Below are 26,240 nucleotides of genomic sequence, written 5' to 3' on the forward strand. Positions count from 1 at the left end.
CCAAAATCCGATTGTAGAACTCCCGCGCCCATTCATCCCGTTGCTTCCAGCCCCAGGCCGCCTCCACGAGCAGGCTTCGCAAGCGGCGTTGCCCGACCGGACGGATGAACGACTTTTCCTTCCCCCCCCGCCGCTTTGCCGGACGACCGGAGCCAGGCCGAGGTATGCCGTCACCTCCTCGCTGCGGCTAAAGCGTTCGGGCCGGTAGATCTCGGCCGCAAAGGCCGTCGCCACCACCTCGCCGACGCCGGGAACGGACCTCATGGCGGCGATTCGTCGCGCCTCGTCTTGTTCCCTGGCGTGAAGGCGCAGCAGGGCGTCCACCTCGCGCTGAGCCGTTTTTAGGTAGTGCAACTCACTGAGAAGACTATTTTTTGTCGCGTTGGCGCAGTGGGGAAACTCGATTCTCGCAACCGAGGCGACCGCAGCCTGGCCCCAATGGTCGATGCCGGGCGGTTCCGGAATGCCGAAGCTCAGAAACAGGGCGCGGATGCGTTGCTTGACCTTGCGGATCGAATCCGTGAGCTGATGCCGCCTGCGTTGCAGCGACCGGAAGGCCTCTTCGGCTTCCGTCGGGATCGAAATCGGGCGGATCAGGCCGGACGCGGCCCATTCGGCCAGCTTGCGGCAATCGAGGCTGTCCGTTTTGTTGGTTGCGGCCACCGGACGCGGAATCCGGCTCGGCGCAGCGCTGATGACGGGAATTCCGGCTTGCTCAAGCGCCCGCTGCCAAGCCGAATCCCGTGGGTCCGGCCTCGTAGCAAACCGCGCCGAGCCGCACGGGCAGCGACAAAATGGTCCTGACCAAGGCGTGGTTGTCGGCAGGGCAGATCCAATCCTTCACCATCCCGTCAGGCCGGAGGAGCCCCACGCTGTAGCTGCGCTTGTGGACGTCGACGCCGATCCGAATCTCTTCGCCACGAAAAGCTTCTACAAACCGATGGACTGATGATACCTTGAGCTTCGCCATGTCGGCCTCCCGTTTGTTTTGGTTTCACTGGTGTTGTTACCAGCAAAACGCAGGAGTGCCGACATGGTATTTTTGCGTCGCGCGGCGAAGCGTTCCTAGTCGGACAGCTTCGAGTCGATGTTGTTCTTGATCCAGGTGGCGTCCCACCATTCGATGGGCTGAACCGGGGTGCCAGAGATGATGACGCCGTAGTGCAGGTGGTCGCCGCCCGCCAGGCCGGTGGCCCCGGTGCGGGCGATGATGTCGCCGCGCTTGACCTGGTCGCCGGGCTTGACGTCGATGGCGCTCAGGTGGGCGTAGAGGGTCTGGAGCCCCAGGCCGTGGTCGATGACCACCACGTTGCCGTAGATGCCCAGGAAGTCGGCGAAGACGATGCGGCCGTCGTTGCCCGCCGGGACCGGGGCGTGCTGGATGCTGGCCAGGTCAAGGCCCAGGTGTGTCTGGTGGTCCACCTTGCGCCCCTCGAAGAGGTAGTCGCGGCTGTCGGCGAACCGGGCGCGGTTGGCCGCGTTGGGCAGCCGCATGAAGGGGCCCCGCCAGAGCATGACCGCGCTGGTGTCGAGCCCGAATTCCACGAGCCTTGCCCGGTTCTGGCGGCGGATGTCGTTGTTGATGTAGAGGTACTGGTCCAGGAGCGATTTGTCCTGGGGTACGCCCTGGAATTCGGGGATGGTGCGCTCCATGAAGGAGGTGGACAGGGTGATGCTGTCCTTGCGGAAGGAGCGGGCGTTGGTGTGGAAGTTGAAGGAGCGCTGGGCCGTGTTGCCCGCGGCGTCGGCGGCCTCGATGAGCGGCTTGAAGTCCGCCACCGAAACGTCCCAGGGGTGGGCGAACATGCAGTGGTAGACGAACTTGCCGCCCGCGTCGTGCTGGAGGTAGGCCGGGAAGAACCGCTCGCCCACGCGGATGCCCGTCCGGGACGCCTTTTCCGACAGGGCGAAGACCAGCAGCCCGGCCCCGCCCTGGTTGAGGTTGTTGATGTTCGACTGGACGTAGATGCGGGGCGGGGTGGCGTCCAGGGTGTAACTCCGTTTGGCCTTGGACTCGCCCGCCGCGCCGAAGGGATAGATGGAGGTGTCGGCGGCCGCGACCACGATGTCGAAGGGCCCTTCGGCGATCTGGCCCCGGTCCAGGGCCACGGTCTCGGCGGCTTCCTTCTGTCCCTCGGCGAAGGTCCTGGCCGCCAGGGGGATTTCCTTGCCTCCCTGCACGGCGGTCACGGTCAGCGCCTTCAGTCCGCTGCCCGCGTCGGTCACGGTGACGGTCACCTGGGTCGTCTTGCCCACCACGGACGCTTCCGGGCCGATGACGATGACCGGCGGCTCCGTGTCCCTGAAGAGCAGGAACCCGCCCGCGCCGATGGCCAGCACGAGGATGATGGTCGTCAAGATGAAGGGGAAGCGCCTTCCGCCCCTGTCCGAATTGAAAGTGTCTTTGCTCATGGTTCGTCCTGTTTCGTGAAAGTCTAGAATATTTCTATACCGTTCGGACGGAGGAGACAAGGGGGGAGCGCCGATTCCCAAAAATCGGCTGCTGGCGGTCCTTGCGGACGGGAGGGAGCAGGGGGGGCTTACCGGGGATCGCTCTCCAGGCCTTCCATAAGATTGATGGTCAGGCGCAGGAAGTCGGCCTCGGTGAGGATGCCGGTCAGCGCGCCCTCCTGGACCACCGGCAGACAGCCGTATTTGTGGTTGAGCAGGATCTGGGCCGCGTCGCGGAGCGAGGATTCCGGGGATACGGACCGGATGTCCGTGCGCATGATCTCCCGGATGGGGATGCCGGAATCGATTTCCTTTTGGGTCTCGGGGTCGAGCTCCGCCAGCTTGGAGATGGTGGCCGAGAGGATGTCGCGATGGGTGATGAGGCCGATGAAGGCGTTCTCCGCCGTGACGATGGGAATGTGGCGGATGCGCTGGAGGTCCATGAGGGAGCGGGCGCTGAGCAGGGAGTCGTTTTCCCGCAGGGAGAAGACCGGGGAAGACATGAGATCTTTGACTTTGAGCATGCTGTTTCACCTCTTGGATTTGCGTCAAGTCTCCCCGAATGCAAGGCCCCTGTCAAGGCGGGACGGAAGAATATTAAAGTGTCTCCGGCCAGTTGGTTGACTTTGCCGGAAGAATCTGTTCAGCATCCCGCAGGTCTTTCGACGTCGCGTCCGGGCGTCGATTTCAAGGAGCGTCGATGGTTGACCCGGTGAGACTCAGAGAGCGGATGGTGCGCGAACAGATCGAGGCGAGGGGCATTGCCGACCGCCGGGTTCTCGACGCCATGCGTTCCCTGCCGCGCCACAAGTTCGTGGAGGAGGCGCTGGCCTCCAAGGCGTACTCCGACGGTCCGCTTCCCATCGGCCAGGGCCAGACCATTTCCCAACCCTACATCGTGGCGCTCATGTCCGAGCTGCTCCGGGCCGAGCCGGGCATGAAGGTGCTCGAAATCGGCACCGGATCGGGCTACCAGGCCGCCGTCCTGGCCCACATGGGCTGCGACGTCTACACCGTGGAGCGGATCAAGCCCCTGTTCTTCGCCGCGCGCAAGCGGTTCATGGACATGCGGTTCTTCTCCATCAAGCTCAAGCTGGACGACGGCACCATGGGCTGGCCCGACGAGAGCCCCTTCGACCGCATCATCGTCACCGCGGGCGGGCCGGAAGTGCCCGAGCCCCTGGTGGCCCAGTTGGCCGATCCCGGCCGCATGCTCATCCCCGTGGGGCAGGGCAAGCGGCTCCAGTCCCTGGTCCTCATCGAGAAGAACGCGGGCGAGGTGACCCGCATCGACAAGGGCGACGTGGCCTTCGTGGACCTGGTCGGCAAGCACGGGTGGTAGGCATGGGCGGCGGGCGTTTTTCCCTCGGCCGGGCGTTCATGGCGTCGCCCGGGCCGGACAGCCTTCGGAGCGCGGCCCTGCTCTGGGGCAAAGGGTTCTGCATGGGCGCGGCGGACATCATCCCCGGCGTCTCCGGCGGGACCATCGCCTTCATCACCGGCATTTACGAGCAATTGGTGGACGCCATCCGCTCCTTCGACGTCCGCATGGTTCGCCGCCTCCTGGCCCTGGATTTCGCCGGGGCCCTGGCCGGGACGCACCTGCGCTTTCTGGCCTGCCTGCTCTTCGGCATCCTCACGGCCGTGGTCTCCATGGCCCGGGGCATGCATTACATGCTGCAATACCATCCGGTGGAAATCTGGTCGCTCTTCTTCGGCCTGATCGGCGCGTCCATCTACGTGGTGGGGCGGGAGATCAACCCCCTCAACCTGCGCGCCATGATCTTCGTCGCCCTGGGGGCGGCGGGCAGCTACGCGCTGGTGGGCATGATCCCCGTCTCCACGCCCGAGACACTGCCGTTCATCTTCTTCTGCGGGGCCATCGCCATCTGCGCCATGATCCTGCCCGGCATCAGCGGAGCCTTCCTCCTGCTCATGCTCGGCAAGTACGAGTTCGTCACCGGAACCCTCAAGAATCCCTTTCTGTTGGACAACTTCGTCGTTCTGTTGACCTTTGCGGCGGGGGCGGGAATCGGCATCATTGTCTTTTCCAGGGTCCTGCACTATCTTCTCCACCGGTGGCACGCGCTGACCGTCAGCACGCTGACCGGATTCATGATCGGGGCCCTGCGCAAGGTCTGGCCCTGGAAGGAAGTGCTGGAGACCGCGACCATTCGCGGCAAGGTCCATGTGCTCCGGGAGCAGAACGTGCTTCCGGCGAGCCTGGACCACCAGGTTTTTCTGGCCGTCGCCCTGGCCGTTGCGGGCGTGGCCGTTGTCCTGCTGCTCGACAGGCTGTCGCGCGGCGAAAGATGAAACCGGGGGCCGGACGACCGGGTCCGCCTCCAAGACATAAGCGAGTTGAAAGAATGAGCGAGTGCAGTTCCGGCTCCTGCGGGGGCGGCGGCGCGGACAAGACCAGCGCCAAGATGAAGATTCAGGACGAGATGATCCGCTCCACCCTGGAGAAGATCAAATGCAAGCTGTTCATCATGAGCGGCAAGGGCGGAGTGGGCAAGAGCTCCGTCTCGGTCAACGTGGCGGCCGCCCTGGCCGAGAAGGGCTTCAAGGTCGGCATCCTGGACGTGGACATCCACGGCCCGAGCGTTCCGACCCTGCTCGGCCTCTCCGGCCAGCTCGAGGTGGACCGGGGGTCCCTGGTCGTGCCCAAGGAATACAACGAGAACCTGCATGTGGTCTCCATGGAGTCCCTGCTCAAGGACCCGGATCAGGCCGTGCTCTGGCGCGGGCCGATGAAGACCTCCGCCATCCGCCAGTTCATTTCCGACGTGCAGTGGGGCGAGCTGGACTTCCTGGTCATCGACTCCCCTCCGGGCACCGGCGACGAGCCCATGACCGTGCTCAAGACCATCCCCGAGTCCCTGTGCGTGGTGGTCACCACTCCGCAGGAGGTCTCCCTGACCGACGTACGCAAGTCCGTCAATTTCCTCCAGTACGCACACGCCAACATCCTCGGCGTGGTGGAGAACATGAGCGGCCTGGTCTGCCCGCATTGCCATCAGTCCATCGACCTGTTCAAGAAGGGCGGGGGCGAGGAGCTGGCCAAGAAATACGGCCTCAACTTCCTGGGGCGCATCCCCCTCGACCCGGCCACGGTGGTGGCCGGCGATCTCGGCACGCCCGTCGTCCTCCTCAAGGAGGATTCCTTTGCCAAACAGGCCTTCCTCGACCTGGCGGAGACCATCGCCGAGGCGGCGCAGCAGTGCTTCGAGGCGGCCTCAACCACACACGCGTAGGTGCTCGGCATGAAAAAGGAAATATTCAACCTTCCGAACTGCCTGACCATGGCCAGGATACTGGCGGCGCCCGTGGTGGTGTTCCTCCTGTATCTTGAGATGTGGTTCCAGTTCCGGCTGGGGTCCTATTTTGCGTTCGGGGTGTATTTCGTCGCCTGCATGACCGACTTCTTCGACGGAATGATCGCCCGGCAGCAGAACATCATCACCAACCTGGGCAAGTTTCTCGACCCCCTGGCCGACAAGCTGCTCATCGGATCGGCGCTGATCATGCTCGTCCGCCTGGGCCCGGACTGGAAGGTCCCGGCCTGGATCGTCATCATCATCATCTGCCGCGAGCTGGCCGTGACGGGCATGCGCGCCATCGCGGCGGAGATGGGCGAGGTCATCGCGGCGGACCGGTACGGCAAGGCGAAAACCCTGCTCCAGTCCCTGGCCGTGGGCTTCCTGATCTTCCACTATCCGTTCTTCGGATGGGACCCCAGGCCGCTCGGGCAGGGGCTGCTCTGGGCCGCCCTGGCGTTGACGGTTTTTTCCGGCGGGAATTATCTGTACAATTTCTATAAAAAGTGGTTAAAAAGTGGAGAAAATTGAAGAGGGATACGGTGAACGCCATGGCTGACTCCGCCTCCGTGAATCATCTCATTCGCATAACCAACTGTCTTCAGACCATTTTGGACCTCGAACCCCAGTTGGAGAAGCTGGAGCACGGCCATTCGCTGCTCGATGAATTCGTCGTGCTCAAGTCGTTTCTGGAGAAGATCGACCGGGTGGATTTGAACGAGACGGATGTGGAGCGGATCGAAAAGGCCACGGCCAACTTCCTCAAGGAGTTGCAGGCGCCGCTCGCCAAGGCGCGGTTCGAGAGGAAAAGCAATCGAAGGCTACAATAGGACATGCATGGACGCATTCTGCTCGTCGCTCTATTGCTCTGCATCAACCTGTTCCTCATGTTCAGGCTGGTTTGGAGCGATCAGGGCGTTTTTGCGTATTTGGAGCTGAAAAACCGGTATGCGGCCCTGCAGGAGAAGATCGACGCCGTGGACGCGAAGAGCCTGGACCTGAGCCAGGAAATCCGGCGGCTGAAATCGGACAAGGCCTACCAGGAAAAGGTCGTTCGGGAGCGCATGAACTTCGTGAAAAAGGACGAGATCCTGTATATATTCCCGGATGATAACGCCAAGAGTTCGGAGAGTGGAGATGAGCGGAAAGATTGAGTGGTACCTGGAGGTCCTCTCCCTGGAGCCCGGCTCCAGGGTGTTTTTCCCGTTGGCGAAGCTCTTTGTCGAGAACGGCCTTCCCGAGGACGCCGTGGCCGCGCTCCGCAAGGGGCTCGACCGGCATCCCGACTATCTTGAGGCGCGTATGCTTCTCGTGGAGCTGCTCATCGAGCTGGGGCGCGAGGACGAGGTCCGCGACCAGCTTTCCCGGGTCATCGACCCCCTGCGAGACTATCCCGCCTTCTGGCGCGCCTGGGCCAGGAGCCTGCCGACCGAGCAGCGCGACCTGTCCGTCTTTCTCATGCTCGTGGCCTCCAACATCTCCGGCGACACCATCCGCTGGACCGACGTGGTTTTCGAGGGCATCGGCACTCTGGCCGACCGGCTGGTGGGCGCGCCGCTGCCGCCCCCGTGCGACACCCCGCGCGCCGCGCGCCGAAAGACGCCCGAGACCATGCCGCCCGAAGGCGACGACGAGCCGGAGCAGGAGTACGTCCGGCCTGGCATGGGCTCGTTCCGCACCAAGACCATGGCGGACCTGCTGGCCTCCCAGGGCGACGTCGAGGGAGCACTGGAAATTTACCGCGAATTGGTGCATTCAACGGTTTCCGACGAACGGCGCGCCGAACTGAACGGCCGCATCGCGGAGCTGGAGGCGGGCGGTCCGTCCGAGCAGCCGAAGCGGGAGGACCCCTTCAGCGCTCACGCCAAGAACCGCCTCATCAGCACGCTGGAGACCCTGGCCTCCCGTTTCGAGGCCCGCATCCGCAACTGACGCGACGCCGCGCAGGGGACAGGCCCGGGCGTCAACCTCTCTTCGCTTCATGAGATACGGAAGAATGAAATATACCGGACTATTATTGCTTTTTATCGCCCTGGCGACCTCCGGATGCGGCATGTGGTCCAGCACCAAGCGGTATACCAAGGAAACCTGGGAATCGACCCGCGAGTACATCGATCCCAACCCCACCATCGAAACGGACAGCTACCAGTTCGAGAATCCCAACCAGGAGAAACTGGCCAAGCTCTTCACCCCGGTGGACGGCCCCCTGACCTCGCTGGCCCGCTACATCGACGACATGGACTCCATGCCCGATCCCGACTGGATGGACCTGCTGCTGACCCGCTTCCCCTGGGTCCATCGGGTCCTGGTCACGGACCAGGACGGGACCATCGTGGTCATGCAGCCGGAGATTCCGGTCAAGCGCATCGACAAGCCCCTCCGGTTCGAGGGCGTCTGGCGCGCCACCTCCCTGGTCACGGTGGTCGACTACTCCGACCTCGGGCCCGAGCTGTACATAGCGCGGCCCTATTTTTCGGACGTGGACTTCAACGGCCTCATCGCCGTGGGGTTCGACCCCCGGGCCCTGCTCAGCCTGAGCCCCAGCCCCAAGGACCTTATCATCATCCATCCCGGCGGCGGCGTCTGGACGCGCGGCGCGGACGTGGACAAGGACGGTCTTTTGGCCTTACCGTGGGAGGAAATGCTCAAGGACAAGGTGCAGGGCCAGGTCAAGGTCGGCGAGAAGCATTACACCTGGCTGGCCAAGTACATCGGCAACGACCAATACGTTTACGCCACGGAGAGCGTCGACCCCAAGGCGGGCGAGAGCTTCCTGTGGTTTTTCTAGGAGAGTCATGGCCTATTCGAATTCCCAGCGGCGGGAGCACGTGGCGTTGCCCCAGCAGGTCACCGTCACCGAGCACATCCTGCTGCATCAGAAGATGGTGCCCGGCGCCACGGGCCAGTTCACCCGGCTTTTCAACGAGCTGGTCCTTTCCGCCAAGATCATCACCCGCGCCGTGAACAAGGCGGGGCTGGTGGACATCCTGGGCTTCACCGGGGACGTCAACGTCCAGGGAGAGGAGGTCAAGAAGCTCGACGAGTACGCCAACCGCATCCTCATCCACCGGCTGGCCCGATCCGGCGTGCTTTGCGCCATGGCGTCGGAGGAGAACGCGGACATCATCGAGGTGCCCGACTCCCTGCCGCGCGGCGACTACATCATCATTTTCGACCCGCTGGACGGTTCGTCCAACATCGACGTCAACGTCAACATCGGCACCATCTTCTCCATCTACAAGCGCAAGAGCGATTCGGGCGGGCCGCTCATGTCGAGCGACGTGCTGCAGAAGGGGAGCGAGCAGGTGGCCGCGGGCTACGTCCTGTACGGCTCGTCCACCATGCTGGTCTTCACCTGCGGCGACGGCGTGCACGGCTTCACCCTGGACCCGAGCGTGGGCGAGTTCCTGCTCTCCCATCCCAACATCCGCATCCCGGAGCAGGGCAAGATCTACTCGGTCAACGAGGGGTACGAGCGCTACTGGGACCGCGAGACCAAGCAGGTCCTGGCCTATTTCAAGTCCCCCAAGAACGCCCTGCGCAAGCCCTACAGCGGCCGCTACATCGGCTCCCTGGTGGCGGACTTCCACCGCAATCTGCTCTACGGCGGCATCTTCCTGTATCCCGCCGACCTGCGCGATCCCAAGAAACCCTCGGGCAAGCTCCGGCTGACCTGCGAGTGCAACCCCATGGCCTTCATCGTGGAGCAGGCGGGCGGCATGGCCATCGACGGCGGGCAGCGCGTCCTGGACATCGAGCCGGATCACCTGCACCAGCGCATTCCCTTCTACTGCGGCTCGCTCAACGACGTGAAGATGGTCCAGGATATCTTCGAGGAAGCGCGGAGCGGCAAGCAACGGTAATGCGCATTCTCGGCATCGAGACTTCCTGCGACGAAACGGCCGTGGCCCTGGTGGAGGACGGCCGCCTGCTCGGCGAGCGGCTGGCCACCCAGGTGGACGTGCACGCCCTGTTCGGCGGCGTGGTGCCGGAGATCGCCTCGCGCGAGCACCTGCGCGTGCTGCCGCGCCTTTATCGCAGCCTCATGCACGACGTCGGGCTCGAACCCGGCGATGTGGACGGGGTGGCCGTGGCGCGCGGACCGGGGTTGCTCGGCAGCCTGCTGGTGGGCGTCAGTTTCGCCAAGGGGCTCAGCCTGTCCACCGGCGCCTTCCTGGTGGGCGTGAACCACCTCTGGGCGCACCTGCTCGCGCCGGGACTCGCGGGGGACCTGCGGTTTCCCGCCTTGGGCCTGCTCGTCTCCGGCGGGCATACCCACACCTACCGCATCGAGTCGCCCGTCGAGTTCGCGCTGCTCGGCCGCACCCTGGACGACGCGGCTGGCGAGGCCTTCGACAAGGTGGCCAAGGTGCTCAATTTTCCCTATCCGGGCGGCCGGTTCATCGACGAACTGGCCCGCGAGGGCGAGCCGGACAAGGGGCTGTTCCCCCGCGCCTTCATCGACAACCCGAGCCTGGATTTCAGCTTCAGCGGCCTCAAGACCGCCGTGGCCACCTACGTGGCCGCCCATCCCGACCTGGTCTTCGAGACCATGGCCGATCCGGCCGCCGTGGCGGCCCTGTCGGGCGAGCGGCGCGCGCGGCTGGCCGGGGTCTGCGCCTCCTTCAACTGGGCCGTGGCCGACACGCTGCGGATCAAGGTGGAGCGGGCGCTCCGGCGGGCCGGGCCGGTGAAGAGCCTGATCGTGGCGGGCGGAGTGGCGGCCAACTCACTGGTGCGCGAGACCATGGCCCGGCTGGCCGGGGAGAACGGCATCGCCCTGAACCTGCCGGACCTCTCGCTGTGCACGGACAACGGGGCCATGATCGCCCATGCCGGATGGCTCATGGCCCGGGCCGGGCTGCATCATGGCCTGGACCTGGAGGCGGTGCCCAGGGGGCGGGTCGTTCCGCAGGATTGGCTCCGAGGTGAACTTGGGGTATAATTTCCCGGCCTCTTCTTGACACTGGGGTAGGGGAAATCTATTTTAAGAAAATTGGTTGAACATTTCGCCGAAGGTCCGATGGAAGGGTTGCGGCTTATCATCTCGTAGCAAAACGGCTGCCCGCCGGGAAACACAAGGAGAACACAATGGCTAATCAGATCACAGACGGCAATTTCGAGCAGGAAGTTTTGCAGAGCGACGTTCCCGTCCTCATCGACTTCTGGGCCCCCTGGTGCGGTCCCTGTCGCGCCATGGGTCCGGTCATCGACGAACTGGCCGAGGAGTACGCCGGTCAGGTGAAAATCGTCAAAATGAACGTGGACGAGAACTCCGCCACCCCCGGCAAGTACGGCATCCGCGCCATCCCGACCTTGATCCTCTTCAAGGGCGGCGAGGTCGTGGACCAGTCCACCGGCGCCGTCTCCAAGAGCAGCATCAAGGAAATGATCTCCAAGAAGGCCCTGTAATACATGAAATTGTATGACGCCGTAGTCATAGGGGGCGGCCCGGCAGGAATGACGGCTGCCCTTTATCTTTTGCGCGCCGGTGTGAAGACGGCCATGGTCGAAAAGCTGTCCCCCGGCGGGCAGGTCCTCATGACCTCGGAGATCGAGAACTATCCGGGGTTTCCAAAGGGCCTCCAGGGGTGGGAGCTGGCCGACAAGTTCGCCGCCCACCTGGAGGAGTATCCGCTGGAGCGGATCAATGACGAGGTCCGCGCCATGGAGCCCAACGGCGACGGCCACGTGCTCAAGGTCGGGGAGGAGGACGTCAAGGCCAAGGCCGTCGTCCTGGCCACGGGCTGCCGCTACCGCAAGCTGAACGTGCCCGGCGAGGACCGGCTGCTTGGCCGGGGTGTGTCCTATTGCGCCCTGTGCGACGGGAATTTCTTCCGTGGGCGCGATGTCGCGGTCATCGGCGGCGGCAACTCAGCCCTGGAAGAGGCTCTCTACCTGGCCCGCATCTGCGGCAAGGTCCACCTCATCCACCGCCGCGAGGCGTTCCGGGGCCAGATCATCTACCAGCAGAAGTGCTTCGACCACGAGAACATCGATATCATCCGCAGCACGGTTGTGGACGAGATCGTGGGCGAGACGGACGTGGAGTCCCTGACCCTGCGCAACGTCGCCTCGGGCGAGTCCTCCTCGCTCAAGGTGGATGCCGCGTTCATTTTCGTCGGGTTCGAGCCCATAATCGATTTCGTGCCGGAAACGGTGAACAGGGATCGCAACGGCATTGTCACGGACGTGGAGATGCGGACCAACATTCCCGGCCTTTTCGCTGCGGGGGACATCCGCTCCAAGCTGTGCCGCCAGGTTGCCTCGGCCGTGGGCGACGGCGCCACGGCAGCCAACTCGGCCTTCGCCTATCTGGAACAGCTTGGCTAGGGGGTCCTGCATGCGGTCGCTTCGCCTCCCCGTCGTCCTTCTGCTCCTGACGCTCGCCTCGGGCTGCGCGCTGATCGACCAGTACTTCCTGCCCCCGGCCGAGGATACGGCCCAGGAGCTGTACGAGGCGGGCATGGACGCCATGAACGGCAAGGAATATGTGGACGCCCAGGGGTATTTCAACAAGCTCAAGGACCGGTTCCCGTTCAGTCCCTATGCGCTCAAGGCGGAACTCGCCCTGGGGGACGCCTACTACCTGGACGACCAGTTCATGCAGGCGCGCGAGGCCTACAAGGAATTCGAGGCCTTGCACCCGACCAACGAGAACATTCCCTACGTTCTCTTTCAGATCGGCAATTCCAACTACAGGCTGTTCAAGTCCATCGACCGACGCCAGGAGAACATCAAGGAGGGGCTGGAATACTACTACCGCCTCCGCGAGTCCTATCCAAACACCCAGTACGCCGAGGCGGCCCAGGAGTTGATCGCCAAGAGCCGGAGGATTCTGGCCGAGCATGAGATCTACATGGCCGACTTCTTCTGGCGGACCGACCAGTACGGCCCGGCCTGGCACCGCTACCAGTACGTGGTGGAGAACTTCTCCGACATCCCGGATTTGCGCGACTACGCCCGGCGGCGGGCCGAATATTCCTACTTCGAGTACCAGAAGACCCTTTCCGAGGACGAGCGCATGCGCATCCAGGGAAGCTGGAAACTCTGGCTCAAGAAGTGGCTGTAAGGGAGTCGGCGACCGGTTGGCCGCTCATCCGCAGTATGGAACACGCACCGTTTTCGTTTCCGCAATGGATCAATCCGCTCGTTCCTGACGACTCGGTCTTCGCGCAGGCCTATCAGGACCTGTCCGACGCCGAGCGCGCCAGGATCAAGACGGGCATCGCCCGGGTCCACGACTGCTATGGCCCGCGCAAGGACGTGGCGGGCGAGGACCTGCGCCGTTGGACCGGCGGGTTCTGCACCCGTACCCGGTTCGAGGCCGCGGAGTTCGCGGTGGTCCTGTTCGACGACAGCCTGCTTTCCCCGGCGCGCCTGCTGGCCGCGCTGGTCCCGGCCATGGCCATGGGCGTGGGCCAGGTGCTGGCCGTGCGGGTGGGGGAGGACATTCCCTGGCGCAAGGCGATCCTGACCGGGCTGGAGCTGGCCGGCCAGGAGCTGGTCGCAGACATGGACCCCGCCCAGGCGCGTCGCCTGCTGGTTGAGCTTAGGGACGCGGACAGGCCCGGCACGGTGATCCTGCTGGGGCCCAAGGCGGCCGAGGTCGGCTCCGGCGAGCAGTGGGCCGCCACGCGCATGGCCTTCTGGCGTCCCCGGTTCAGCCGGATGGCCACAGTGTGGATGGAGGGCGAATCGACCTTCGACCTCGAAACCCTGGCCTTCATCCATCCCGACATCGCCTTTTCCGTCTACGGGGCCGAGCCGCCCCTCCCGGCTGCGAATTTCACCCACATGGACGGCGGATTCGACGAGTTCCTGCGGGCGACGAGCGACGTCGCCTACCTCCCGGCCGACCGAATGGCCGACGCCTCGGGCCGCGTCAAGCTGGCGCTGGGGCCGGGGCTCGAAGGATGCTGGATATGGCCCGACCTGCATCCGCAGCTCTTCCAATTCCACAGCACGGCCTGGACCCTCGGAGACTGACATGGGCAAAACCAACGCTCCCTCGGCGAAGGTCCTGGCGAACCTTCGCAACATCGGCATCATCGCCCACATCGACGCGGGAAAGACCACGCTCTCCGAGCGCATCCTCTATTATTCCAAGAAGATCCACCGCATCGGAGAGGTCCATGAGGGCACGGCCACCATGGACTACATGCCCGAGGAGCAGGAGCGGGGCATCACCATCACCTCGGCCGTGACCTCCTGCCTGTGGGGCCCGTGCATCATCAACATCATCGACACGCCGGGTCACGTGGACTTCACCATCGAGGTGGAGCGCTCCCTGCGCGTGCTGGACGGCGCTGTGGGCGTGTTCTGCGGGGTGAGCGGCGTGGAGCCGCAGTCCGAGACCGTGTGGCGGCAGAGCGAGGCCTACCACGTTCCCAAGCTGGCCTTCGTCAACAAGATGGACCGGCTCGGCGCTGATTTCGAGGCCGTGGTCGGGTCCATCCGCACACGGCTCGGGGCCAATGCCGTGCCGGTGCAGTATCCCGACGGCGAGGGCGCGGATTTCCGGGGCGTGTTCGACCTTGTGGACATGCGGCGGCTGGTCTTCGACCCGGGCACCAACGGCGAACAGTACGAGGCCCTGCCCCTGACCGACGAGGAGGCCGACCGGCTCTCCCCGTGGCGGGAGAAGCTCCTTGAGACCGCTGCCGAGGCGGATGAGGAGATCCTCGACCTGTACCTGGGCGGCGAGGAGGTCGAGCCCAGGCGGATCATCGAGGCGTTGCGCAAGCTGACCCTGGACCGGGCCGTGGTGCCCGTGCTGGTGGGCTCGGCTCTCAAGAACATCGGGGTCCAGCCGGTCATGGACGCCATCTGCCGCTACCTCCCGAGTCCGCTGGAGGTGCCGCCGGCCACGGGCGTTGAGCCCGAAACAAGGAAGAAGATTTCCTTCGAGGTCTCCCACAAGGAGCCCCTTTCCGCCCTGGTCTTCAAGGTGGTCATGGACGAGGGGCGCAAGCAGGCGCTCATGCGCATCTACTCCGGCCGCATCGACGCCGGGGATACGGTCTACAACGTTACCCAGGGCCAGGACGAGCGCGTGGCCCGACTCTTCCGGCTTCACGCCGGACGCCGGGAGCGGCTGGACGCCGCCTTCGCCGGGGACATCGTGGCCGCCGCCGGGATGAAGCACGCCCGCACCGGCGACACGCTGTGCTCGCGCGAGGCTCCCATCCTGCTGGAGCAGATCGCCGACTACAAGCCGGTCATCTCGCTGGCCATCGAGCCCCGCAATTCCGAGGAGGGGGACAAGCTCGACGACGCCCTGGAGAAATATCTCATGGAGGACCCGACCCTGGACCTCAAGCACGAGGAGGACACGGGCCAGATCATCCTTTCCGGCATGGGCGAGCTGCACCTGGAGGTCATCCTGGAGCGGCTCGGCCGGGAGTACAAGCTCACCCCGCGCACCGGCAGGCCCCAGGTGGTCTACCAGGAGACGGTCATGTCCAAGGGCGCTGGCGAGGCCGTCTTCGACCGCGAGCTGGGCGAGGAGACGCATTTCGGCTCGGTGGCCCTCACCGTGGAGCCGCGCGACCGGGGCAAGGGGCGCGACATCCTCTTCGAGGTGGACCCGGAGCAGTGGCCCGCCCCCTGGCTGACGGCCGTGGAGGAGGGCATCTCCGACGGCTTGCAGAGCGGCGTGGTGCGCGGCTATCCCGTGCAGGACGTTCGGGTGCGCGTCCGCTCCCTGGAACGGCGCGACGACTCCACCCCGGCGGGCTACCGCATGGCCTCGGCCATGGCCCTCAAGCAGGCGCTCGGCAATGCGGGCTCCCGTCTGATGGAGCCGATCATGTGGGTCGAGATAACGGTGCCCGAGGAGTTCACGGGCGAGGTCGTCGGCCTGCTCGGGGCCAAGGGGGCCAAGATCGAAAACCTGCTCGACCGCACCGGCCTGAAGGTGGTGCAGGGGCTCGCTCCCCTGGGCAAGCTCTTCGGCTTTTCCACCGACCTGCGCTCCGCCACCCAGGGCCGCGCCGGGTTCGTCATGAAGTTTTCCCGTTTCGACGTGCTGGAGTAGCCTTGGCCGAACTGAACCGACAGAAGCAGAACCGGGCAGCCCCGGCGAACAATGACCGGCAGGGGTGGTGGATCAGAAGCAAGCGCTGGACGCGATACTGGTACCTCCGGCTCATGCGCCAGAACTCGTCGCCGCAGAACCTGGCCCTGGCCATGGCGCTCGGCATGTTCATCGGCGCGTTGCCCATCATTCCCTTCCAGTCCATCGTGGTCATCGCCCTGGCCTTCGCCATGCGGGTCAACAAGCTGGCCGCCTGGCTGGCCACCTGCTATTCCAACGCGGCCACCATGGTCCCGTTCTACTATTTCCTCTACCTGGTGGGCAGCGCCTTCACCCCGTTTCATGTCGCCTTCGACCCGGCCAGGCTGGAAATGAAGCAGCTTCTCTCGGCCGGGTGGGAGGTCTTCGCGGTCATGTTCACCGGCGGCCTCGTTTTCGGCGTCCCGGCCTCCGTGCTGACCTATTTCGTCTCGCTCTATCTCATCCGCGGCTATCGCCGCCGACGCGCCCTGCGCCAGTTGCGCAAGCGCATCGGCGAGTAGCGGCCTCCCAGATTCACTCCCCACCCGGGCGGCAGCCTTTGCAAGGCGGTCGTTTTTCCCCTCGATATTATTGCATCTTTCCGAATTCCCGCGTACAAGGTATGCGGGAATTCATTATTGTTGCGGGCTTGTGGCGGTGTTCACCTCTGGTGTCGGAGCGTGGGATGAATGATCGGGCAGGGAAAATAACGATTCTTCTGGGGTTGGTGTCGTGCGGTTTTTTTGCGGCGGGCGCGTACGTCGGAGGCTGGGCCGCCTATGGCGCGGCCCTGGTCGGCGCGCTGGCGTGCCTGGCAGGAACCGTGGCCGCCCAGGGCCGGCGGGTCCGGCGGCTGCGCGCCGGGCTGGACGGGCTGGCGGCCGGCGGGCACGAGACTCCCGCCGGGGACGGCCCCGACGATCCCCTGGCGGAAGGGTTGCGCCGCGTGGCCGCGTCCCTGGCCGGCGCGCGGGAGGCGACCCAGGTCATGGAGCAGGCCTTCCGCGGCGTGGCCCGGCCCGCCCTGTACTGCGGGGCCGACGGCACGGTGCTCGCTGCAAGCGCGGCCCTGGCCGAACTGCTCGGCAAGGGGGCTGACAAGGTGGTGGGCCGGAAGGCGGGGCAGGCATTTTTTGACGCCGACAGGCCGCTGCTGCCCGACGCGGCGTTGCGCTCCGGCGCTCCCGTGACCGAGATGCGCGACCTGACCCTCTGGGACGGCCGCAAGCTGGCCGTGGAACTGGCATGCCGTCCGGTCGGACTCGGCGGCGGCTCGGGCAGGGGCGTGGTGGTCACGGTTTCCGACCTGACCGCGAGCCAGGACCGCCAGCGCGAGGTGGCGGCGCAGCAGGACCGGCTTTCCAGGGCCGGGGCCCGGATCAGCGAACTGGCCGAGCATGTGGCCTCGGCAACGGAGCTGCTCTCCGCCTCGGCCGACGACCAGGCCCAGGGCGCGCAGAAGCAGCGCGGCCAGACCACGGCCGTGGCCACGGCCATGGAGGAGATGACCGGTACGGTCATGGAGGTGGCCCGCAACGCCTCGGCTACCAGCGAGGCCGCCGCCAGCGCGCAGCGGTCCGCCGGGGACGGCGCGGTCATGGTCACCCGGGCCGTGGCCGCCATCAACGAGGTCTCGCAGTCCGCCGCCGAACTCGGCCGGGAGGTGGGCGAGCTGGACGCCAGGGCCGAGGAGATCGGCCGGATCATCGGCGTCATCAACGACATCGCCGACCAGACCAACCTTCTGGCCCTCAACGCAGCCATCGAGGCGGCCAGGGCGGGCGACGCTGGCCGGGGATTCGCCGTGGTGGCGGACGAGGTGCGCAAGCTGGCCGAGAAGACCATGGCCGCCACCAAGGAGGTGGAGCAGGCCATCGGCACCATCCAGGAGCGCTCCCGCCACGCCATGGCCGCCATGCGCCGGACCGAGGAGCAGGTGGGGGAGAGCACCTCCCTGTCCAACCAAGCGGGCGACGCCCTCCAGCTCATCATGGAAAGCATCGGCGACATGGTGCAGCGGGTGGAGCAGATCGCCACCGCCGCCGAGGAGCAGTCGGCCTCGGCCGAGGAGATCAAGCACAGCGTCGAGGACATCGCCGACATCGCCGGCGAGGCGGACGAGGCCGCCGGGCAGGCGGCCGGAGCCACCCGCGACCTGGCCCGGCTGGCCCAGGACCTGCTCGACCTGTCCAAGGGCGTGCAGGGGGACGAGCCCGGTCGGGTGAAGCTGCGGGAGTCCGAAGGCCGGATGAAGGGCATCCTGCCCAAGCTGGCCTTGGGATTCATCCGCGAACGCTACGGCGAGGACGCCTTCGAGGGCGTGCGGGAGGAGATGGGCCATCCCGTGTTCCTGCCCGCCGAGAGCTATCCCGACCAGGTCCTGTCGCAGATGGCGGAGCTTGCGTCGGCCCTGGCAGACGTCACGGTCCGCGAGTTCTTCCTGGACCTCGGCCGGTTCACCATAGGCAAGTTTCACGAGATGTATCCGGGCTATTTCAAGGACGAGTCCCTCAAGTCCTTCTACCTGCGCATGAACGACGTCCACGCCAAGCTGACCAAGGCCACGCCCGGCATCAAGCCGCCTGACTTCACCTATGAGGACAAGGGCGACGATCTGTTCATGAACTACCGGTCGAGCCGGGGGCTCTTCGACTATTTCGAAGGCATCCTGCTCGGGGCCGCCGAGTTCAAGGGCGAGCGTGTCCGCGTCCGGATCAAGCCCTTTGACGAGACCACCGCCAGGGCCGAGATCGTCTTTCTTGGCAAAGATGTGTGACAACGTGTATTTATAATGGGCTGATTCAGGGGTTTTCTGCGATACTGCGACAAACGGGAGATAGGCGGCGCTGATTGCCAAGCGAATTCATGCTGACCATTTTGACGAGTTGCAGGAGCAAAACGGATGTCCGATGATCTCAACCGGCAGATATTCAAGGAAGAAGCCTACGATCTCCTGACCGAACTGGAGGCGGCGCTGCTCGAACTCGAACAGTCGCCCGAGGAAATCGATCTGGTCAACCAGGTCTTCCGGGCCCTGCACACCATCAAGGGGTCGGGCTCCATGTTCGGCTTTGAGGACATAGCCGAGTTCACCCACGAGGTGGAGTCGGTATTCGACATGGTGCGCAACGGCGACCTGCCCGTCACCCCCGAGCTGTGCAGCCTCGCCCTCAAGTCCCGCGACTACATCAAGAAAATGCTCGACGCTTCGGACAGCTCCGAGGTGGTCGCCCCGGAGATGATGGAGGATATCCTGACCGGGCTGCGCAACGTCGCCGGAGGCGGGGCGGGCGCGGACGAGCCCGCCGCCGAGTCCGCGGCCGGAGCCGAACAGGAGGCGGCGGAATCCGGGGACGCGGCGGAGCCGGTCGGCGGGTCTCCCACAGGGGAAACGGAAGCGCCGCATGTCTATCGGATCGTTCTGAGTTCCAAGTCGGCGCGGAACATCGACCCGGACGTCCTGGACGGCTTGTTGGCGGAACTGGGCAAGCTGGGCGAGTTGCAGGTGACGCCGCCCGTCGGGGACGCGCAGGAGGGGGAGCCCGTCTCTTGGACTGTCCGCATGGTGAGCTCCGTGGACAAGGACGCGGTCTACGACGTGTTTTTCTTCACCGATGCCGATATTGGCGTGAATGTTTCGGAGGAAGGCGAGGAGCCGGAAGGTCCCGGTGACGCGTCCGACGAGGTCGCGCCGGAAGCGGTGGCTGAGCCCTCCGCGCCCGTTGTCGAAAAGCCTGCGGCCCCGGTTGCGCCAGTCCGCGCGGCTGCGGACGACTTGCACGAGGAGATGGATTTCGGCGAGGAGACGCCCCGGCTGGGCGAGATCCTGGTCAAGAGCGGCGCGGTGTCCGAGGATGACGTGCGCGACGCGCTGAGGAAGCAGCGTTCCCTCGGCCAGATTCTCAAGGATGAAGGCAAGGTGGAGCCCGAGAAAATCGAGTCGGCGGCCAAGATCCAGGCCCAGGCCCGTGAGCGGGACGCCCACCGGAAGAAGCAGGAGGCCCTGTCCAGCATCCGCGTGGCGGCCGACAAGCTCGACTACCTGGTGGACCTGGTGGGCGAGCTGGTCATCGTCCAGGCGCAGATCACCCAGGTGGTCAGCGAACGGGCCGATCCGGCCCTGACCGCCCTGGCCGAGGAGCTGGAGCGTCTCAGCGACGAGCTTCGTGATTCAACTCTGGGCATCCGCATGTTGCCCATCGGCACCTCCTTCAGCAAGTTCAAGCGGTTGGTGCGCGACCTCTCGGCCGAACTGGGCAAGGAGATCAGTCTGGCCACCAGCGGCGAGGACACCGAGCTGGACAAGACCGTCATCGAGCGCCTCGGCGACCCGCTGGTCCACCTGCTGCGCAACAGCATCGACCACGGCATCGAGACGCCCGAGGAACGCAAGGCCGCCGGAAAGTCGCCCCAGGGGCTTATCATGCTCGCGGCCGAGCATTCCGGCGGCGAGGTGCTCATCCGCATCACGGACGACGGCCGGGGCATGGCCCCGGAAATGATCCGGGAGAAGGCCATCGAGCGCGGCATGATCACCCGCGATTCCGACATGTCGGAAAAGGAGCTGCTCAAGCTCATCTTCGAGCCGGGATTCTCCACGGCCAAGACCGTGACCAACGTCTCGGGCCGGGGAGTGGGCATGGACGTTGTCAAGCGGGCCATCGACTCGCTGCGCGGCAGCATCGACATCGACAGCAAGCCCGGCAAGGGGACCACCCTGACCATCCGGCTCCCCCTGACCCTGGCCATCATCGACGGCCTCCAGGTCAAGGTGGAGGACGGCTTCTACGTCATCCCCCTCTCCTTGGTCGAGGAGTGCGTGGAGCTCTCGCGCAAGGACGTGGAGGAGGATTCCGACCAGCGCATCCTGCACCTCAGGGGCGAGATCGTCCCCTACATTCACCTGCGGGAGTGGTTCGGCATCGAGGGCGAGAATCCGCCCATCGAGCAGATCGTCATCACCGGGGTGGAGGGAAGCCGCGTGGGCATTGTGGTTGACACCGTCATCGGCGAGCACCAGACCGTCATCAAGAGCCTGGGCCGTGTCTACAAGGATGTCGAAGGGCTTTCCGGCGCAACCATCAAGGGCGACGGCTCCATCGCGCTGATTCTCGACATCCCGAGCCTGGTCCGCCGGGTCATTGCGGAATCCAGGTAATCAACCGTTGCAGGGTGAAAGCATGGGAAACAACATTCGGGTTCTCATTGTGGATGATTCGGCGGTGGTGCGTCAAACCCTGGAGAGCATCCTTTCCGCAGCCCCGGGGATCGAGGTCATGGGGACGGCCTCCGATCCCTACGTCGCCGCCGAACGCCTCAAGACCGAGGTCCCGGACGTCATCACGCTGGACCTGGAGATGCCGCGCATGGACGGCCTCACCTTCCTGCAGAAGCTGATGAGACAGCACCCTATCCCGGTGGTCATCTGCTCCTCCGTTGCCGAGCGGGGCACGGCCAACGCCCTCAAGGCCCTGGAATACGGCGCGGTGGAGATCATCACCAAGCCAAAGGTGGGGACCAAGCAGTTCCTGGAGGAATCCAGCATCCGGCTGGTGGACAAGATCCGCGCGGCGGCCATGGCCCGGCCCAAGCCCGTCATTTCCACGCCCATCAAGGTCCGGCCCAAGCTGGACGCCGACGTGGTCATCCCCATGGGGCGGCCCCAGACGCTGACCACCACCGAAAAGGTCTGCCTGGTCGGCGCGTCCACCGGCGGCACCGAGGCCCTGCGCGTCTTCCTGGAGCAATTGCCCCCAGGCTGTCCGCCCGTGGCCATCGTTCAGCACATGCCCGAGCATTTCACCGCCGCCTTCGCAAACCGCCTGAACGGCATCTGCGAAATCACGGTCAAGGAGGCCAAGGACGGCGACCCCATGCTGCGCGGTCAGGCGCTCATCGCTCCCGGCGACAAGCACATGCTGCTCAAGCGCAGCGGGGCGCGTTATTTCGTGGAGATCAAGGAGGGGCCGCTGGTTTCACGCCACCGTCCGTCCGTGGACGTGCTCTTCCGCTCCGGCGCGCGGTACGGCGGAGCCAACGTGGTGGCCGCCATCATGACCGGCATGGGCGACGACGGGGCCAAGGGAATGAAGGAGCTCTTCGACGCCGGGGCCTACACCATCGCCCAGGACGAGGCGAGTTGCGTGGTCTTCGGCATGCCCCAGGAAGCGATCAAGGCGGGCGGCGTGCACAAGGTCATGGCCCTGACCCAGATCGCCGGGGAGATCGTCCGCACCTGCAGGTAGCCGAAGCTACTTGGCGTTGTGCCGGTAGGCGATGACGTCCACCGGCTCGCGGGTAATCATGCCTTCGCGCATCATGCCGTCGATGGCTTCGAGCAGGGGGGCGAGCCGGTCCGGGTGGTCGACAATCTCGATGACCACGGGCAGGTCCTCGGACAGGCGCAGGATGCGGCTGGTGCGGATCAGGCTGTTGGCCCCGAAGCCGATGAGCCCCCGGAACACGGTGGCTCCGGCCAGGCCCAGGGCGCGCGCCTTCTCCACGATGGCGTCGGCCATCGGGCGGCCCTCGAACTTGTCGTCTTCACCGGTATATATCCTGATTCGTTCGGCTTTTTCCAAGAGTTTCATGATCCCTCCAGAAAAGTGGTTGCACGCCAAGGGGGATTAGATCAACCTGCCCAGAGCGATGCCGCACAGGACCAGGGTCAGCCCCGCCAGGCTTTGCCCCACCACGTTCGCGAGCGCCATGGCGAGCTGGCTGAATTTGACCAGTTCGGCAGTCTCGAACATGTAGGTGGAGAAGGTGGTGAAGGCCCCCATGAACCCGGTGAGAACCAGCAGGCGGACGCCGCTTCCCGGCAGCAGCCGATTCTCGAAGAATCCCCACACCGCCCCGAAGAGCAAGCAGCCGAGCAGGTTTACTGCCAAGGTGCCGAAAGGGAAGGCGGTTCCGGTCAGGCGCTGCACCGCACCGGAAAGCCAGTAGCGCGACAGGGTACCCGCCGCGCCGCCAAGGGATAGGTAGATACATTTTGTCAACATCTCATGTTACCCGTGGCCGTCATAACAAGCCGAGGAGCGATTGCCAATGTCTCTTGAGTGCGAATTGAAATATTTGGACGTGGATCTGGACGCGCTGCGTCTGCGCTTGGCGGAAAGCGGGGCCGAGGGGGCGCCCGCCCGCTTCGAGACCAACATCGTCTTCGACCATCCCGACCGCTCGCTGAAGAAGGCGGGCGTGCTGCTTAGGCTACGCGACTTCGGGGGCGAGGCCACCCTTACGGTGAAGCGGCCGCCCGACCACGAGACTCTGTCCACCCTCAAGATATTCGAGGAGATCGAATCCGGCGTGGAGAACTTCGACGCGGTGCGCGAGGCCCTGCGCATCGTCGGTTTCCACGAGGCATTTTCCTATGAAAAGGTGCGGGAATGCTGGAAATTCATGCAGTGCACCGTCTGCCTGGACCGTCTGCCCTTCGGTGATTTTGTGGAGATCGAGGGGAGCAAGTGGTCGGTCTTCCGCTGCGCCGAGGCCCTGGGCCTGGACGAGCAGCCCACTTCGCGGCAGACCTACCGCGAACTCAACCTGGAGCACCGGCGTCTCAAGGATCTCTATCCGGAGGAGAGCTTTGTCTTCACGCCCGACGAAAAGCGCGCGCTGCTCGCGGAAATCGGCGGAGAATGACATTCCGGACTCGACAGGCCCGCAAAACGAATTTATATTGTGACTTAAGCAAAACCAGAGGATCGTTGGAGAGAAACACCCATGGACAATCCTTTTACCGGGGACCGGCCGGATTTCGAACTGCTCGACCAGCATCAGGTCAAGGAGCCGAAGAAATACAAGGTCCTTCTGCATAACGACGATTACACGACCATGGATTTCGTCGTGGAGATTCTGATCCGCGTCTTTCGCAAGAACGAGGCGCAGGCCACGGCGATCATGTTGTCCGTGCACAACCAGGGCTTCGGCGTGTGCGGGGTGTACACGGCCGAGGTGGCCGAAACCAAGGTCGACCTGGTGCATAAGCTGGCCAAGAGCGCGGGTTACCCCCTCAAGTGCAGCATGGAAGGTGAGTAGCAGATGACGATGCTCAGCAAGGAATTGGAAAGCGCGTTGACCTCCGCGGTCAACGAGGTGAAGCGGCGGAACCACGAGTTCCTGACGCTGGAGCACCTCCTGTACGCCATCACCGGCGAGGAGCAGGGCGAGGAGATTCTCGAAGCCTGCGGCGCCGAACTGGAAAAATTGCGCGACCAGCTCGGCCGCTTCTTTGTCGAGAACATGGAGTCGCTGCCCGAGGGCACGGAAACCGAGGTCATCCAGACCCTGGGCGTGCGCCGCGTGCTCCAGCGCGCCGTGTGGCAGAAGAAGGCGGCGGGCAAGGAGACCGTCGAGGTCGGCGACGTCCTGGCCGCCATGTTCGATGAGGAGGACTCCTACGCGGTCTATTTCCTGCGCACCCACGACGTCTCCCGGCTGGACGTGCTGGAGTTCATCTCTCACGGCATGTCCGCCCGCGAGGACTGGGGCGACGCGGGCGACGAGCCGTCCCGTCCCTCTCCGCTGGAGGAGCGGCCTGGCGGCGGCAAGAAGAGCCCGCTGGAGGAGTTCACGGTCAACCTGACCGACCGCGCGGCCCAGGGGTTCATCGACCCGCTCATCGGCCGCGAGTCGGAGCTGGACCGCACCGTGCAGGTCCTCTCGCGCCGGCGCAAGAACAACCCCATCTTCGTGGGCGACCCCGGCGTCGGCAAGACGGCCATGGCCGAGGGGCTGGCCCTGCGCGTGGTGGAGGGCAACGTGCCCAAGGAGTTCCTCAACGCCGAGATCTACGGTCTGGACATGGGCTCGCTGCTGGCGGGCACCAAGTACCGGGGCGATTTCGAGGCGCGGCTCAAGGGCGTGCTGGCCGACCTGAAGAAGAAAAAGGACGCCATCCTCTTCGTGGACGAGATTCACACCATCGTGGGCGCGGGCTCGGTGAGCGGGGGCTCCATGGACGCCTCCAACATCCTTAAGCCCATGCTCCAGTCCGGCGAAATCCGGTGCATCGGCTCCACCACCTACGAGGAGTACAAGAATCATTTCGAGAAGGACCGCGCCCTGTCGCGCCGGTTCCAGAAGATCGAGATCAGCGAGCCCACCGTGGACGAGACCGTGGCCATCCTCAAGGGCCTCAAGCCACATTACGAGGAATTTCATGGTGTTAACTACACCCACTTCGCGCTCAAGGCCGCGGCCGAGCTCTCTGACAGGCATATCACCGACCGCTTCCTGCCCGACAAGGCCATCGACGTCATGGACGAGGCCGGGGCGCTCTACAAGCTCTCCGGCCGCACGCGCAAGGGCGACCGGATCAAGGTGGAGGACATCGAGAAGGTCGTGGCCCGCATGGCCCGCATCCCGGCCCGCCGCCTGACCGTGTCCGACCGCGCCCGGCTCCAGCACCTGGAGGACGAGTTGTCCGGCGTGGTCTTCGGCCAGGACGAGGCGGTCAAGGCGCTTGCCAAGTCCATCAAGCGCTCCCGCGCGGGAATGCGCCAGCCGGGCCGTCCCGTGGGCAGCTTCCTGCTCACCGGCCCCACCGGCGTGGGCAAGACCGAACTGGCCCGCCAACTGGCCCAGGTCCTGGGCATCGGCTTCCTGCGTTTCGACATGAGCGAATACATGGAGAAGCACGCCGTGGCCCGGCTCATCGGCGCGCCTCCGGGCTACGTGGGCTTCGACCAGGGCGGCCTGCTCACCGAAGGCGTGCGCAAGAAGCCGCACTGCGTTGTCCTCTTCGACGAGATCGAGAAGGCCCACCCGGACGTGTTCAACATCCTGCTCCAGGTCATGGACTACGCCACGCTGACCGACAACAACGGCCGCAAGGCGGACTTCCGCCACGTCATCCTGCTCATGACCTCCAATGCGGGCGCGCGCGAGATGGCCAAGGGGGCCATCGGCTTCAAGCGCGACGAGGCGTCCGACCGCCAGGGAGACGCCATGAAGGCCCTGGAAAAGCTCTTCAGCCCCGAGTTCCGCAACCGGCTCGACGCCGTGGTCGCCTTCAAGGCCCTGGGCCAGCCGGTCATGGAACAGATCGTGGACAAGTTCATCAAGGAGCTCAACGACCAGTTGGAGGACCGCCGCGTCTCGGTGCTGCTCACCGAGGCTGCCCGCGCCCGGCTGGCCGAGATGGGCTACGACCCGGCCATGGGCGCGCGTCCCATGGCCCGCGTCATCCAGTCCGAGATCAAGGACATGATCGCGGACGAGTTGCTCTTCGGCCGGTTGGCAAAGGGCGGCGTGGTCACCGTGGACCTGGCCGCGAAGCCGAAGAAGGGCGGCAAGAAGAAGGCGGCCGACGCTCCCGGCGAGTTCGCCTTCGCCTTCGACGCCGTCGGGCCGAAGCAGTGAGCTCGCAATCGAAGATAAAGACGGGGCGGCTTCGGCCGCCC

28 protein-coding genes and 1 pseudogene are annotated in these 26,240 nt (G+C 65.0%); 22 read left to right on the forward strand and 7 right to left on the reverse strand.

The features are described from left to right. The 5 genes and pseudogenes from PHP91_RS17265 to PHP91_RS01595 all read right to left on the reverse strand — a co-directional run. Positions 1–67, reverse strand: a 67-nt coding sequence (locus tag PHP91_RS17265) for a hypothetical protein (RefSeq protein ID WP_366141524.1), incomplete at its 3' end; no start/stop codon positions are given. 29 nt (positions 68–96) lie between these two features. Continuing rightward, positions 97–825: pseudogene (locus PHP91_RS01580) on the reverse strand (IS110 family transposase); the annotation flags it as partial. Further along, positions 716–970 (reverse strand): hypothetical protein, encoded by a 255-nt coding sequence (locus PHP91_RS01585; protein ID WP_300135880.1) that lies wholly within the window; start codon positions 968–970, stop codon positions 716–718. The pseudogene PHP91_RS01580 and the gene PHP91_RS01585, both read right to left, overlap by 110 nt. A 95-nt stretch (positions 971–1,065) precedes the next feature. Further along, positions 1,066–2,412 (reverse strand): M23 family metallopeptidase, encoded by a 1,347-nt coding sequence (locus PHP91_RS01590; RefSeq protein ID WP_300135882.1) that lies wholly within the window; start codon positions 2,410–2,412, stop codon positions 1,066–1,068. A 128-nt stretch (positions 2,413–2,540) separates the two neighbouring features. Continuing rightward, positions 2,541–2,975 carry a CBS domain-containing protein gene (locus PHP91_RS01595; RefSeq protein ID WP_300135884.1) on the reverse strand — a complete coding sequence of 145 codons (435 nt, stop codon included), beginning with the start codon at positions 2,973–2,975 and terminating at the stop codon, positions 2,541–2,543. Between the two features lie 176 nt (positions 2,976–3,151). Between PHP91_RS01595 and PHP91_RS01600 the strand changes: the two genes are divergently transcribed. The 19 genes from PHP91_RS01600 to PHP91_RS01690 all read left to right on the forward strand — a co-directional run bounded on the left by PHP91_RS01600 (position 3,152) and on the right by PHP91_RS01690 (position 22,076). After that, the gene (locus tag PHP91_RS01600) at positions 3,152–3,793 is read left to right on the forward strand and encodes a protein-L-isoaspartate(D-aspartate) O-methyltransferase (RefSeq protein ID WP_300135886.1); all 642 of its coding nucleotides are present in this window, start codon (positions 3,152–3,154) and stop codon (positions 3,791–3,793) included. A 2-nt stretch (positions 3,794–3,795) separates the two neighbouring features. Continuing rightward, positions 3,796–4,767, forward strand: coding sequence for a DUF368 domain-containing protein (locus tag PHP91_RS01605; protein ID WP_300135888.1), 972 nt, complete (start codon positions 3,796–3,798; stop codon positions 4,765–4,767). 53 nt (positions 4,768–4,820) lie between these two features. Beyond that, positions 4,821–5,708, forward strand: a complete 888-nt coding sequence (locus tag PHP91_RS01610; protein WP_300135890.1) for an Mrp/NBP35 family ATP-binding protein — start codon at positions 4,821–4,823, stop codon at positions 5,706–5,708. Between the two features lie 9 nt (positions 5,709–5,717). Next, complete coding sequence (gene pgsA / locus PHP91_RS01615; protein WP_300135892.1) at positions 5,718–6,302, forward strand: CDP-diacylglycerol--glycerol-3-phosphate 3-phosphatidyltransferase; 585 nt, start codon at positions 5,718–5,720, stop codon at positions 6,300–6,302. A 20-nt stretch (positions 6,303–6,322) separates the two neighbouring features. Beyond that, positions 6,323–6,601 carry a hypothetical protein gene (locus PHP91_RS01620; protein WP_300135894.1) on the forward strand — a complete coding sequence of 93 codons (279 nt, stop codon included), beginning with the start codon at positions 6,323–6,325 and terminating at the stop codon, positions 6,599–6,601. Between the two features lie 3 nt (positions 6,602–6,604). After that, entirely contained in the window at positions 6,605–6,925 is a 321-nt protein-coding gene (locus tag PHP91_RS01625; RefSeq protein WP_300135896.1) for a septum formation initiator family protein, read from the forward strand. Further along, positions 6,909–7,703, forward strand: a complete 795-nt coding sequence (locus PHP91_RS01630; protein WP_300135898.1) for a tetratricopeptide repeat protein — start codon at positions 6,909–6,911, stop codon at positions 7,701–7,703. Before PHP91_RS01625 ends, PHP91_RS01630 begins: the two co-directional genes overlap by 17 nt. A 64-nt stretch (positions 7,704–7,767) precedes the next feature. Next, entirely contained in the window at positions 7,768–8,559 is a 792-nt protein-coding gene (locus PHP91_RS01635; protein WP_300135900.1) for a hypothetical protein, read from the forward strand. 46 nt (positions 8,560–8,605) lie between these two features. Continuing rightward, positions 8,606–9,634 carry a class 1 fructose-bisphosphatase gene (fbp, locus tag PHP91_RS01640; protein WP_300136125.1) on the forward strand — a complete coding sequence of 343 codons (1,029 nt, stop codon included), beginning with the start codon at positions 8,606–8,608 and terminating at the stop codon, positions 9,632–9,634. Beyond that, a complete protein-coding gene (gene tsaD, locus PHP91_RS01645; RefSeq protein ID WP_300135902.1) occupies positions 9,634–10,716 on the forward strand; it encodes a tRNA (adenosine(37)-N6)-threonylcarbamoyltransferase complex transferase subunit TsaD in 1,083 nt (360 codons plus the stop codon). The genes fbp and tsaD overlap by 1 nt, the downstream gene beginning before the upstream one ends. A 146-nt stretch (positions 10,717–10,862) precedes the next feature. After that, a complete protein-coding gene (trxA, locus tag PHP91_RS01650) occupies positions 10,863–11,183 on the forward strand; it encodes a thioredoxin (protein WP_300135904.1) in 321 nt (106 codons plus the stop codon). 3 nt (positions 11,184–11,186) lie between these two features. Further along, complete coding sequence (trxB, locus tag PHP91_RS01655; protein WP_300135906.1) at positions 11,187–12,104, forward strand: thioredoxin-disulfide reductase; 918 nt, start codon at positions 11,187–11,189, stop codon at positions 12,102–12,104. Positions 12,105–12,114: 10 nt separating this feature from the next. Further along, positions 12,115–12,843: an outer membrane protein assembly factor BamD gene (locus PHP91_RS01660; RefSeq protein WP_300135908.1), complete on the forward strand. Its 729-nt coding sequence runs from the start codon at positions 12,115–12,117 to the stop codon at positions 12,841–12,843. Between the two features lie 35 nt (positions 12,844–12,878). Then, entirely contained in the window at positions 12,879–13,760 is an 882-nt protein-coding gene (locus PHP91_RS01665) for a hypothetical protein (protein WP_300135910.1), read from the forward strand. 1 nt (position 13,761) lies between these two features. Further along, entirely contained in the window at positions 13,762–15,810 is a 2,049-nt protein-coding gene (gene fusA / locus PHP91_RS01670; protein ID WP_300135912.1) for an elongation factor G, read from the forward strand. A gap of 2 nt (positions 15,811–15,812) precedes the next feature. After that, positions 15,813–16,352 carry a DUF2062 domain-containing protein gene (locus PHP91_RS01675; RefSeq protein ID WP_300135914.1) on the forward strand — a complete coding sequence of 180 codons (540 nt, stop codon included), beginning with the start codon at positions 15,813–15,815 and terminating at the stop codon, positions 16,350–16,352. Between the two features lie 206 nt (positions 16,353–16,558). Further along, positions 16,559–18,607: a methyl-accepting chemotaxis protein gene (locus tag PHP91_RS01680; protein ID WP_300135916.1), complete on the forward strand. Its 2,049-nt coding sequence runs from the start codon at positions 16,559–16,561 to the stop codon at positions 18,605–18,607. Positions 18,608–18,733: 126 nt separating this feature from the next. Then, positions 18,734–20,989: a chemotaxis protein CheA gene (locus PHP91_RS01685; protein ID WP_300135918.1), complete on the forward strand. Its 2,256-nt coding sequence runs from the start codon at positions 18,734–18,736 to the stop codon at positions 20,987–20,989. Between the two features lie 22 nt (positions 20,990–21,011). Further along, positions 21,012–22,076 carry a chemotaxis response regulator protein-glutamate methylesterase gene (locus PHP91_RS01690; RefSeq protein WP_300135920.1) on the forward strand — a complete coding sequence of 355 codons (1,065 nt, stop codon included), beginning with the start codon at positions 21,012–21,014 and terminating at the stop codon, positions 22,074–22,076. A gap of 6 nt (positions 22,077–22,082) precedes the next feature. Here PHP91_RS01690 and PHP91_RS01695 read toward each other — a convergent pair whose 3' ends face one another. Together PHP91_RS01695 and crcB are read right to left on the reverse strand one after the other, a co-directional pair. After that, positions 22,083–22,421, reverse strand: a complete 339-nt coding sequence (locus PHP91_RS01695; RefSeq protein ID WP_300135922.1) for a DUF190 domain-containing protein — start codon at positions 22,419–22,421, stop codon at positions 22,083–22,085. 36 nt (positions 22,422–22,457) lie between these two features. After that, positions 22,458–22,835: a fluoride efflux transporter CrcB gene (gene crcB / locus PHP91_RS01700; RefSeq protein WP_300135924.1), complete on the reverse strand. Its 378-nt coding sequence runs from the start codon at positions 22,833–22,835 to the stop codon at positions 22,458–22,460. Between the two features lie 46 nt (positions 22,836–22,881). On the opposite strand from crcB, the gene PHP91_RS01705 reads away from it, so the two are divergent. From PHP91_RS01705 to clpA, 3 genes are all read left to right on the forward strand, one after another. Beyond that, complete coding sequence (locus PHP91_RS01705; protein WP_300135926.1) at positions 22,882–23,478, forward strand: class IV adenylate cyclase; 597 nt, start codon at positions 22,882–22,884, stop codon at positions 23,476–23,478. An 81-nt stretch (positions 23,479–23,559) separates the two neighbouring features. Continuing rightward, positions 23,560–23,874, forward strand: coding sequence for an ATP-dependent Clp protease adapter ClpS (gene clpS, locus PHP91_RS01710; RefSeq protein WP_300135928.1), 315 nt, complete (start codon positions 23,560–23,562; stop codon positions 23,872–23,874). Positions 23,875–23,883: 9 nt separating this feature from the next. After that, on the forward strand, positions 23,884–26,199 hold the full coding sequence (gene clpA, locus PHP91_RS01715) for an ATP-dependent Clp protease ATP-binding subunit ClpA (protein ID WP_300136128.1): 2,316 nt from the start codon (positions 23,884–23,886) through the stop codon (positions 26,197–26,199). The last annotated feature ends 41 nt before the right edge of the window (positions 26,200–26,240 follow it).

This window comes from Pseudodesulfovibrio sp. (genome assembly GCF_028692895.1).
Lineage (GTDB): Bacteria > Desulfobacterota > Desulfovibrionia > Desulfovibrionales > Desulfovibrionaceae > Pseudodesulfovibrio.

Bases quoted from the DNA above. Each gene is read 5' to 3' on its own strand.
- trxA (WP_300135904.1), top strand. From the start codon at position 10,863: ATGGCTAATCAGATCACAGACGGCAATTTCGAGCAGGAAGTTTTGCAG.
- trxB (WP_300135906.1), top strand. From the start codon at position 11,187: ATGAAATTGTATGACGCCGTAGTCATAGGGGGCGGCCCGGCAGGAATG.
- PHP91_RS01635 (WP_300135900.1), top strand. From the start codon at position 7,768: ATGAAATATACCGGACTATTATTGCTTTTTATCGCCCTGGCGACCTCC.
- clpS (WP_300135928.1), top strand. From the start codon at position 23,560: ATGGACAATCCTTTTACCGGGGACCGGCCGGATTTCGAACTGCTCGAC.
- PHP91_RS01665 (WP_300135910.1), top strand. From the start codon at position 12,879: ATGGAACACGCACCGTTTTCGTTTCCGCAATGGATCAATCCGCTCGTT.
- PHP91_RS01695 (WP_300135922.1), bottom strand. From the start codon at position 22,421: ATGAAACTCTTGGAAAAAGCCGAACGAATCAGGATATATACCGGTGAA.
- PHP91_RS01630 (WP_300135898.1), top strand. From the start codon at position 6,909: ATGAGCGGAAAGATTGAGTGGTACCTGGAGGTCCTCTCCCTGGAGCCC.
- PHP91_RS01600 (WP_300135886.1), top strand. From the start codon at position 3,152: ATGGTTGACCCGGTGAGACTCAGAGAGCGGATGGTGCGCGAACAGATC.
- PHP91_RS01590 (WP_300135882.1), bottom strand. From the start codon at position 2,412: ATGAGCAAAGACACTTTCAATTCGGACAGGGGCGGAAGGCGCTTCCCC.
- fusA (WP_300135912.1), top strand. From the start codon at position 13,762: ATGGGCAAAACCAACGCTCCCTCGGCGAAGGTCCTGGCGAACCTTCGC.
- PHP91_RS01585 (WP_300135880.1), bottom strand. From the start codon at position 970: ATGGCGAAGCTCAAGGTATCATCAGTCCATCGGTTTGTAGAAGCTTTT.
- PHP91_RS01690 (WP_300135920.1), top strand. From the start codon at position 21,012: ATGGGAAACAACATTCGGGTTCTCATTGTGGATGATTCGGCGGTGGTG.
- PHP91_RS01625 (WP_300135896.1), top strand. From the start codon at position 6,605: ATGCATGGACGCATTCTGCTCGTCGCTCTATTGCTCTGCATCAACCTG.
- pgsA (WP_300135892.1), top strand. From the start codon at position 5,718: ATGAAAAAGGAAATATTCAACCTTCCGAACTGCCTGACCATGGCCAGG.
- PHP91_RS01660 (WP_300135908.1), top strand. From the start codon at position 12,115: ATGCGGTCGCTTCGCCTCCCCGTCGTCCTTCTGCTCCTGACGCTCGCC.
- crcB (WP_300135924.1), bottom strand. From the start codon at position 22,835: ATGTTGACAAAATGTATCTACCTATCCCTTGGCGGCGCGGCGGGTACC.
- PHP91_RS01605 (WP_300135888.1), top strand. From the start codon at position 3,796: ATGGGCGGCGGGCGTTTTTCCCTCGGCCGGGCGTTCATGGCGTCGCCC.
- PHP91_RS01610 (WP_300135890.1), top strand. From the start codon at position 4,821: ATGAGCGAGTGCAGTTCCGGCTCCTGCGGGGGCGGCGGCGCGGACAAG.
- PHP91_RS01620 (WP_300135894.1), top strand. From the start codon at position 6,323: ATGGCTGACTCCGCCTCCGTGAATCATCTCATTCGCATAACCAACTGT.
- PHP91_RS01685 (WP_300135918.1), top strand. From the start codon at position 18,734: ATGTCCGATGATCTCAACCGGCAGATATTCAAGGAAGAAGCCTACGAT.
- PHP91_RS01705 (WP_300135926.1), top strand. From the start codon at position 22,882: ATGTCTCTTGAGTGCGAATTGAAATATTTGGACGTGGATCTGGACGCG.
- PHP91_RS01595 (WP_300135884.1), bottom strand. From the start codon at position 2,975: ATGCTCAAAGTCAAAGATCTCATGTCTTCCCCGGTCTTCTCCCTGCGG.
- clpA (WP_300136128.1), top strand. From the start codon at position 23,884: ATGCTCAGCAAGGAATTGGAAAGCGCGTTGACCTCCGCGGTCAACGAG.
- tsaD (WP_300135902.1), top strand. From the start codon at position 9,634: ATGCGCATTCTCGGCATCGAGACTTCCTGCGACGAAACGGCCGTGGCC.